This window comes from Syntrophomonas wolfei subsp. methylbutyratica (assembly GCF_001570625.1).
Classification (GTDB): domain Bacteria; phylum Bacillota; class Syntrophomonadia; order Syntrophomonadales; family Syntrophomonadaceae; genus Syntrophomonas; species Syntrophomonas methylbutyratica.
In genome coordinates this window covers 22,115-28,509 of sequence record NZ_BBQT01000026.1, presented here as the reverse complement: position 1 = coordinate 28,509, position 6,395 = coordinate 22,115, and the positions used below count along the sequence as shown (strand labels likewise).

The following is a 6,395-nucleotide window of genomic DNA, read 5'->3' as shown; positions in this document are numbered from 1 at the left end:
CGTCCTGTCGCTCGCCCCCTTTCGCCTGCTCGCCTTCGCCGGGTGTTGCATCCATGCTTCGCCAACGCTCGCTTTGTATATTTATGCAACCCTCATGCAACAAAAGGGGTTTTTGCAGTAGAGTCAAGTATTTAAGCCTCTCAAATCAGAGAAAGACAGTCCCGGTCTTCATCAGTATCACCATCACGGCTCAAGTGCAGGTGTTTTTCCCCATTGGCATCAGTGGCAATATAAGCCCCACCCACATTATCTTGCTCAACTTCCTGGAACAATTCTTCCAGGCTTATCCTGCGTCCATCACTCAATTCGATATTTACTATCTCGCCCCGGTGATTTCTATTTATACTGGTAATTCCCAGCACTTTGTTACCTCCTTCATTCGTCCCTCAGGGAAGTCTTTAGACTGTGGTATGGCTCCCATCTCTGGAACCTTTTTTCTTAGCCTTAACTTCTAACCTCATGGCGCAACCTTAATAGTGACACCCGCAGGGTGGAACACCACGACTACCCGTAGGGTGAGGGCTACAACTACCAACGAAAAGTGAGTTAGTAGCGCTTGATAGTAAGATGTAGTAGGAAATAAATTAAACTCCTCACACCTTACCCCTCACTCCTCACTTTTCTTACTAAAGAATATTCTCCAGGTTTACCGCTTCTTTGCGCGGGATGTGCTCGATCATAAGCTTGAGTTCGGAAAGCTGCCCCAGTGCCAGGGGTAGATCGTGACTGGCTACATATTCCTTGATTTTGGCCAGAGAAAACTCGATATTATCAATCTCCTGGTGATCAAGAATAATGGGCCACCACCGGGCTTTTTCCTGCCAGGTTCTTTCCAGCTGCCGGTTCTGCTTGTGGGCGGCCTCCCATTGTTCCTGTTTGATTTCCTGGCTGACCCGTTCAATCTGCCGGCTCAGATCTTTGGTCGATTGCTGCAGGGAATGGTTGGTCCAAAAACCCGCTGCCAGCACTACCAGCAGAATAGCCAATAAACTGGCCAGTAATCTCATGTTCAGGTCTCTCCTTTTCTATCGGCCAAAACTCACCGCTTGTCCCTATTCAAGAAAGTGTTAAAAAAGTTATCAGGAGTCTTTGTTAAACTCCTTTCTTGAGCTGAAAGTAGAGCGTACCGTCCGGGTCAAGGCTGGCAAAGAGTACATCTTTTATACTCTTGATGCCTGATTCATTTAGCTTTTGCTGCAGCCATTCCTCGTTATAATTCATTTTCTTAATATTTTCATTAATGACCTGTCCGTCTATCACCAGGGTTATGGGAAGGCCGTCGTATTTTACCGGCAAATCCATATCTTCCGGTTTCACCGGCCTTTTCTCTGATTTAAGAATCACACTGAGTTGACCGCTGGTTTCCAAAATAGCATATTCCACATCAGCTATATCAGCTACATTCTTGGAACGCAGCTGTTCCAGCAAATCGTTGATGTTGTAGCGTATTCTTCTCAACTCATCTTCCACGATCTGTGAGTTTTCAATCAAAATACTGGGTTTGCCGCAGATAATTCCCCGGGCCTTTTCACTGCGCAAAGATAAATAAGATAAGGTAACCTGGGCGGTAAAGAGAACAAAGATGGGAATTAATCCGCTCAGCAGGGGGATGCCGGTATTTTCCATGGGGATGGCGGCCAGTTCAGAAATCATTATGATAATTACCAATTCAAAAGGCTGTAATTGCCCAATCTGTCTTTTCCCCATCAAGCGCAGGAATATAACAGTGACTGTAAATAATATTAAGGTGCGGATAATTACCAGGACCATGGCCTTTCCCCTTTAGAAATTATAAGCTCTTTAAAGCTGTATTTAGTAGTTTGCATTAAAGCTGCAATATATACTTTGGCCAAGAGTTTTGCGAAAACGGACAGAAAAAAAGGTTTTAGCCCTTCCGGAGTATCAGGTCGTATATTTTTCGCATTCAAAAACCGCCTATCTATTTTGATAAGCCGTTATGTTAGAATTATATTGGTTGTTGGCGAAGACCCTCGATTCCTGGTGCAGATATCGGGAGAGGGGGTGAAAGGTGGCCTGAGGGGTTTTCAAGTTGCCGCTTGAAAACCTCTCACTTATTATTATATACATATTTTCGGAAAATACCACCGGTTTGTGAATTTGATAAACTATTGAATGTCGTCTGCTCCCGTTCATCTTTCGGGAACTGCTTAAGCTCAGAAATAACTTGGTCTGTTACTGGTGTTATTAGATTTCCGGATATTTTCTTGTTAATTTGCAGAGCGCAATTTGAGCAACCCCTGTACTGCTTCCGGATTAAATCAATAAGAGGCGGTCGTTGTCCAGTTCAGCTCCGCTTTTCAGGCCAAAGAGCTGCACCAGTTTCTCTACCGTCATTTCTTCTCTTTCCGCTCCCTGCAGGTTCAGGATAATCCTGCCCTCATGCATCATTATGGTGCGGTTGCCGTATTCCAGAGCAGCTTTCATATTATGGGTTACCATAATGGTGGTAAGGTGATAGCGGGATACGATTTCCCGTGTGAGCTGCAAAACCCTCTGGGCTATAGCCGGATCCAGGGCGGCGGTATGCTCATCCAGTAAAAGCAGCCTGGGTTCCACTATGGTTGCCATCAAAAGGGTCAGAGCCTGGCGTTGCCCTCCCGAAAGCAAGCCTACCTTTTGCTTCATCCGGTCTTCCAGGCCCAGTTCCAAACGAGCCAGGTGCTCCTGGAACAGCTTGGCCTCTGCTTTACGTATTCCGGGTTTAAGTCCCCGTGATTTGCCACGGGCGTAGGCAATGGCCAGGTTTTCCTCAATGGTCATGTCAAAGGCGGTGCCCAGCATAGGGTCCTGAAACACCCGGCCAATATAGCGGGAGCGCTGGTATTCCGGGCGATAGGAAATGTCCATGGAGTCCAGAATTATACGTCCCTGGTCCATGGGGTATACCCCGGAAATACAGTTTAAAAGGGTAGATTTTCCCGCACCGTTTCCGCCTATAATACTTAAAAATTCTCCGGGCTGGAGGGAGAGAGTAATATTATCCAAAGCCAGTTTCTCGTTAATGCTCCCCGGGTTAAAGGTCTTGCTTAAACTTTCAATTATCAGCATCAAGCCTGACCCCCCTTTCGACTATATGGAGAAGAATGTTTCTTTTTCCAGGCAATCAGGTAGGCCTTGATGCTCGGCATGGATAGAGCCAAAGTAACGATAAGGGCGGAAATTAATTTCAGATCGGTGGGGGCCATTCCCAGTTCCAGAGCCAAAGCTATGACCAGGCGGTAAAGCACGGCTCCAAGTATGACGGCCACAAGCCGGCGCAGCAGCGGTGTAGTACCGAATATAACCTCGCCAATGATTACTGAGGCCAGGCCTATGATTACCATGCCTATACCCATGCTGATATCGGCAAAGGATTGGTACTGGGCAATCAGGGAACCGGATAAAGCTACCAGAGCGTTAGAGAGGGCCAGTCCTATCAAGATAACCCGGTCGGTGTTGACGCCCAGGGCTCGAACCATCTGGTCGTTGTCGCCGGTGGCCCGGAGTACAAAACCAAACTGGGTCTTTAAGAATAAAAATAACAATACTAGCATGGATAACAGTATTATCGTAGGGATAAGTAATGCAGCCGACTCCTCCAGGGGAGTTCCCTGAAGCAGGCTGAAAACGGTAGCCTTATTGAGCAAGGGGATATTGGCCCGGCCATCCATTACTCTTAGATTAATGGAATAGAGGCCTAGCATAACCAGTATTCCCGATAACAGGGGTTGTATGTTCAGCTTGGTATGCAGCAAAGCGGTTACTGAACCCGCCAAACAACCGGCGGCAAAAGCCAGGGCCAGGCCGACCAAAGGGTGCCCGCCGCTGCAAAGCGTAGCGGATACGGCTGCTCCCAGGACATTATCAAAATGCCCAGGGTGACCAGACCAATCTTAAGACCATATGTCAGAAATTTGCCCACCAGAAATACGACTTGATCGTAGCCATAGCCACTCCATCGGCTCAGGCCGCCGTAGGTGAGACCAGGGAAATTCCCATCGTTTTCTCCGCCTGCACCGACCCGGTGGGCTCCGGACTGGTAAGCAAGATGGAGAAACCGGGGGGCAATGTAACCGGTACTTCTGATGCGGTATCCGCGGAAAAGATTATGGAATTGGCAAAACGCATCACCCCCAACATTAAAAAGGTGGGGGCTTTATACAATTCCAGTGAAACCAATTCCATAGCTGTGGTCAATAATTTAAAAGACTATGCCGCCCAAAACGGGATGACTGTTGTAGACGCAACCGTAACCAACTCCTCGGAGGTGCAGCAGGCGGTTAGCTCTCTGATTGGTAAAGTTGACGCTGTATTCTCCCCCATCGACAATACGGTAGCTTCAGCCATGCCGCTGGTAGCCCAGGTGGCCAACAAGGCTAAAATGCCGGTATATGTAGGGGCCGACTCCATGGTAAAAGACGGGGGACTGGCCACTTATGGCATCAACTACCCGGTACTGGGCCAGGAAACCGCCAACATGGCGGTGGATATCCTGAATGGTAAAAAGGCCGGGGATATCCCGGTCAAGTCCATGACAGATATGGACATCTATCTTAATCAAGCCACTGCCAAAGCCATCGGAATTGATATCCCCGCTGATGTAATGAAGGAAGCGGTTCAGGTCTTCGATAAGTAAGCATAGCGGTTCAGTCGGCTTTTGGGTATAATTAAACGGTGACTCTACTGCAAAAAACCCTTTTTGTTGCATGGGGTTGCATAAATATGCAAAGCGAGCGTTGGCGAAGCATGGATGCTTCACCCTTCGGGTACTCCTGATGTTCCATCCTTCGGATGTCACTATTAAGGTTGCACCGGCGAAGACGAGCAGGCGAAAGGGGGCGAGCGACAGGATGTCGCGAGAGCGTCTCACCCTTCGGGTACGCCTAGTGTTCCACCCTACGGGTGTCACTATTAAGGTTGCCTCCTATGGACGGGAGATTGGCGCGCTACCCCTTGAGCCGCGAGACAAGCCGTTGGTGTTGCCCATGCGTAGCGCCCTGTCGGGCACAACTGATGCTCCCTGCGGTCGCTATTAAGGACGCTGGAGCGGAATATTTATGCAAGCTAATGCATAATTATTACTTTTTGCAGTGGAATCAACGGTCATCATAAATTACATTGGAGTGAGTAAGCTTAAGGGGAGCGCCATCTTTTCTGCCAATTGTTTTACCAAGGACTCCCGGATAGTGTTTAGCGAGGGATGTTCCACAATCTGAACAATACCGATAGTTTTCATTTCCGTTTCTTCCGCTGTTTTAGGTGGAGTTTTCTCCTTTTCCTGGGCACAGCCCGCCAGGGAAAAGACTAATAAAAGCAGGACGGGTAACAGTAGTAACCTGGGCAGCGACTTCCTCACAACAATTCCTCCCTCAATAATTATTTTCTTTGCTGGTCCGGCAGTGCCATAATTCTACCGGTAAAAAGAAGGGGCATGAGAAAAAACAAACACCTGTCCTTGGCCAAGGACAGGTGTCATAACCTGCGGTACCACCTTAATTGACGCCCAAAATAAAGGCATCCTCTCCTACAGGGTGCCAGCACACCCCTTGCCCGTTAACGCAGGCTGGCGTTGGAAGCTACTAAGGCATCGACCCTTTCACCCCACCCTCAAAGGCCCATTTGTCCATTCCTGTCCTGCCGGGCTTCCACCCTCCCCGGCTCTCTGTCAGGCTGGTTTATGGTTTTACTCCCTCATCATCGGTTTATCAAAATAATAAAACAGAAGGCGGAAAATTGTCAAGGCTGTTCGTGGGAGTAGAGCAAGCGATTTGTTCCATCATTAATGATAGAATAATATAAGGAACAAATTATGACATTATAGCAGGAGGCAGAGTTTATGAATTATCAACAGCACTTCATGCGATTGGAACGGATGTATTTGAGTGCTCCCTACAACCGGCAGCTTTATCATAATAATACCATCAAGATTAGCCGGGAGCAGGCTATTATAACTACGGAGGTAATGGAGAAACACTTTCATGGAGCCGGGGCCATGCATGGCTCAGTCTATTTCAAGCTGTTGGATGATGCCGCCTTTTTTGCGGTAAATTCAATTATTAAAGATTATATGGTATACACGGTATCATTTAATGTGAATCTTTTGCGTCCGGTTGGCGCCGGGGTAATCAAGTCGATAGGAATAGTAAAGCACCAGGCTAGGAATCGCTTGGTGGCTGATGCCAATCTCTATGACCCGGAAGGAAAACTGGCCGCTTGTGGTACGGGCAACTTTATGCGAAGCCCTCTGAAACTGGGGGAAATGCCGGAATATACCCGCGAATTAAGCGATGAGGGGTAGTTATAATCTGATACCCCGGAGAGAACAGGCAAAGGGATCTGTTACATGGGGGCAGACCAGGGTTAAGAAGCAATTTTAACATGAAAAGAGGCCATCT

General features: G+C 47.9%; 6 protein-coding genes, 2 pseudogenes and 1 other annotated feature. Of the genes and pseudogenes, 2 read left to right on the top strand and 6 right to left on the bottom strand.

The genetic code is table 11. From position 1 onward, the window contains the following. Positions 1–140 precede the first annotated feature (140 nt). From AWB54_RS14115 to AWB54_RS14090, 5 genes and pseudogenes are all read right to left on the bottom strand, one after another. A complete protein-coding gene (locus AWB54_RS14115; protein ID WP_061215242.1) occupies positions 141–362 on the bottom strand; it encodes a DUF3892 domain-containing protein in 222 nt (73 codons plus the stop codon). 264 nt (positions 363–626) lie between these two features. Continuing rightward, the gene (locus tag AWB54_RS14110) at positions 627–1,007 is read right to left on the bottom strand and encodes a DUF4363 family protein (protein ID WP_061215241.1); all 381 of its coding nucleotides are present in this window, start codon (positions 1,005–1,007) and stop codon (positions 627–629) included. Positions 1,008–1,092: 85 nt separating this feature from the next. Continuing rightward, positions 1,093–1,770 carry a YetF domain-containing protein gene (locus AWB54_RS14105; RefSeq protein WP_061215240.1) on the bottom strand — a complete coding sequence of 226 codons (678 nt, stop codon included), beginning with the start codon at positions 1,768–1,770 and terminating at the stop codon, positions 1,093–1,095. Between the two features lie 504 nt (positions 1,771–2,274). After that, entirely contained in the window at positions 2,275–3,069 is a 795-nt protein-coding gene (locus AWB54_RS14095) for an ABC transporter ATP-binding protein (RefSeq protein WP_061215238.1), read from the bottom strand. Beyond that, a pseudogene (locus AWB54_RS14090) lies at positions 3,069–3,860 on the bottom strand (ABC transporter permease); the annotation flags it as partial. The gene AWB54_RS14095 and the pseudogene AWB54_RS14090, both read right to left, overlap by 1 nt. Positions 3,861–3,862: 2 nt before the next feature. Between AWB54_RS14090 and AWB54_RS14085 the strand changes: the two are divergent. Next, positions 3,863–4,636: pseudogene (locus tag AWB54_RS14085) on the top strand (ABC transporter substrate-binding protein); the annotation flags it as partial. 477 nt (positions 4,637–5,113) lie between these two features. On the opposite strand, the gene AWB54_RS14080 reads toward AWB54_RS14085, so the two are convergent. Continuing rightward, a complete protein-coding gene (locus AWB54_RS14080; protein WP_061215237.1) occupies positions 5,114–5,356 on the bottom strand; it encodes a hypothetical protein in 243 nt (80 codons plus the stop codon). A 102-nt stretch (positions 5,357–5,458) separates the two neighbouring features. Beyond that, positions 5,459–5,707: a binding site (T-box leader), on the bottom strand. 129 nt (positions 5,708–5,836) lie between these two features. Between AWB54_RS14080 and AWB54_RS14075 the strand changes: the two genes are divergently transcribed. Then, entirely contained in the window at positions 5,837–6,298 is a 462-nt protein-coding gene (locus tag AWB54_RS14075) for a PaaI family thioesterase (RefSeq protein WP_061215236.1), read from the top strand. Positions 6,299–6,395: the final 97 nt, after the last annotated feature.